Source organism: Blautia sp. HCP3S3_D9 (assembly GCF_052063845.1).
In the GTDB taxonomy this organism is placed as follows: domain Bacteria; phylum Bacillota; class Clostridia; order Lachnospirales; family Lachnospiraceae; genus Blautia_A.
Genome location: NZ_JBQHWS010000230.1, coordinates 1 through 2,806, shown reverse-complemented (window position 1 = coordinate 2,806; position 2,806 = coordinate 1). Strand labels below are relative to the sequence as shown.

The following is a 2,806-nucleotide window of genomic DNA, read 5'->3' as shown; positions in this document are numbered from 1 at the left end:
GAAAATATCTTTGGTGCGACACGTTGACGCACAAACATCGCTCTATGAGGGTAAAACTTCATAGACTTATGGCCATGCGATGCTAAAATCGTCGGGCTTACTTCCATACGAGGTAAGCAACAACTGATAATTCGAAAGGTAGAATGATGGGGTAACGCCCTGAAATGCCTTCTCTGATACTTCGACCGGCTCTGACTGTAATGGTTGGGGTCTGGAGCTCGATAAAGTCGGCGGAAGTCTGCCGAAACAGTGTAGAAATACAGCTGTCGAAAGTGCGGTAGAGGTACCGTATGCAGATGACACGTCGGGAGTCTATAAAATATCTATGGTGAGAATGTCCACGACGGACTGACGAAAACCGCGAATGTACGGGTCTAGATGTTTACCATATAGAAATGTATGGACACTTAATTGTGGGTCAGTGCGGTGGAGTAAGAATCGAAAATATGAAACTCCGTATTGTGTTATAGGCACAATCAAGCTGACAGGACTATAGCGGACACCTAAGGATATATGCACAGATAGAATTATCGGAACGTGGAAAGGTACAGAGTTGCTCATAAGCAATCTGCGGACGAATCATATAAGCCGCTTAATCTGTGCTGAAAAGCGAAGCTCGAACCTATGACAGCCCTACGAAAAAGGCGGGCTCGAGGAATGGGCTTTAGTCGGTTAGAAACAATTATTGTCATTCAATCTTATAAGGATTACGAGTATGACAAAAAGGGACACTTTCCCAAGAAAGGAGAGTGATGCCTTATGACCATGAAAAAGAAAAAGCAACTGCTATGTGAAGATAATCTGCGTCACAACGAGTATTACGGAATGCAGAATACGATTGATAATCTATACCAGGCAAGTTTGAACGGAGAAGTTTTCACAGATTTAATGTCTGTCATCCTTCAAAGGGAAAACATTCTTCTAGCGTACAGAAATATCAAGAAAAATACAGGAAGTAAAACAAATGGCACAGACAATCTCACAATCGAGGACATCGGAAGATGCTCCCCCGATGAAGTTGTTGAAAAAGTTAGATTTATTATTAATGGAAGTGAACATGGGTATCGCCCAAAACCTGTAAGGCGTAAGGAGATACCAAAACCATACGACCCAAGTAAGACAAGACCCCTAGGGATCCCATGTATTTGGGACAGGCTTGTTCAACAATGTATCAAACAGGTAATGGAACCCGTTTGTGAAGCTAAGTTCAGCAAGAACAGCTATGGATTCAGACCGAACCATTCGGTAGAGAATGCCATAGCAAGAAGTTATCAGCTGCTTCAACATGCCAATCTTCACTATGTCATTGAATTCGATATAAAAGGATTCTTTGATAATGTGAATCACGCCAAGCTGATACGACAGATATGGGCTATGGGTATTCATGACAAGAAGTTGATTTTTGTCATAAGACGAATTCTCAAAGCACCTATCAAACTGGAGGACGGGACTTTTATCACGCCCGACAAAGGAACCCCACAGGGAGGTATCATATCGCCACTCCTGGCTAATATCGTGCTTAACGAATTAGACCACTGGGTGGAAAGTCAATGGCAATGGTGTCCGATTTGCAAACGGAATACCAGACCCGACAATGGCTATCGACAGGCTAAGAAATCTAACCTGAAGGAAATGTTCATTGTCCGCTATGCAGATGATTTTCGAATCTTTTGCAGGACTAAGGACTCTGCTGAACGCACCAAATGTGCAGTCACTCTGTGGCTGAAAGAAAGGCTCAAACTGGAAATTTCTGAAAAGAAAACGAGGATTGTAAATGTAAGAAATCATTATTCTGATTTTCTCGGATTCAAAATGAAAGTGCACAGGAAGGGCAACAAACTCGTGGTTATATCTCATATCGCAGATAAAAATCTGGAGCACAAAAGGGAGAAGCTAAAAGAACAGGCAAAGAGAATTGCTCACCCTCGCAAAATATATGGCGAACAGGGTGAAATCAGACTCTATAACAGTATGGTCACTGGCATGCAGAATTACTACTGTATTGCCACACATGTTAATCATGATTGTGCTTCCCTTAACCGCACAGTCATGACCTTGCTGACAAACAGGCTTAGCACTCGCACAGGCAACCGCCTTGTGAAAACAGGGCGAGAGCTTACGGAGTTTGAAAAAGCCCGTTTTGGTAAATCCAAAATGATGCGATATGTCGCTGGTACGAATGAGCCCGTGTATCCAATAGGATACACACAGCACAAAAATCCGCTTTTCCGTAAGAAGAGCTGGAATTATTACACTCCCGAAGGACGTGAAGGTATTCACAACTGTCTGAGAATCAACATCCCTATGATGTTGGCTCTCATGCGTCAACCAGTCTATTCCAATAGTGCGGAATACGCAGACAATCGAATATCTCTCTTTTCAGCCCAATGGGGAAAATGTGCTATAACCGGTGTTGAATTCTCCTCTGTTGGGGAAATTCATTGCCATCATAAGTTACCTCGACATTTAGGCGGTACGGATGCCTATGAGAATCTTATTCTCATAAAGAATTCCGTCCATAAACTCATTCATGCTTCAAAAGCGGAAACTATTTACAAATATATGGATTTACTACAGCTAGATAACAAACAGCTTATAAAGGTTAACCACCTTCGTGAGTTGGCTTCCATGCAACCTATTTAATCTTATTTCAACTACTACAGTTTTTATTCTATTCAAAGGTTGATTGTTTAGACAATGAAAAATACTAACCGATGGAACGCCGTGTGCGGTGAAAGTCGCATGCACGGTGTGGAGTGGGGGAAAAGCCCGAGATGATATCAGAGGCTTACCTATCACTATAAAA

The 2,806-nt window shown here is 42.3% G+C and carries 1 protein-coding gene; it reads left to right on the top strand.

Annotated features, from left to right (window positions below; all coding sequences use genetic code 11):
- Positions 1-765: 765 nt before the first annotated feature.
- Entirely contained in the window at positions 766-2,643 is a 1,878-nt protein-coding gene (ltrA, locus tag ACTNES_RS20370; RefSeq protein ID WP_373241737.1) for a group II intron reverse transcriptase/maturase, read from the top strand.
- The last annotated feature ends 163 nt before the right edge of the window (positions 2,644-2,806 follow it).

What these genes read in the sequence shown, in the direction of transcription:
- ltrA (WP_373241737.1), top strand. Translation starts at nt 766, where the DNA reads ATGAAAAAGAAAAAGCAACTGCTATGTGAAGATAATCTGCGTCACAAC.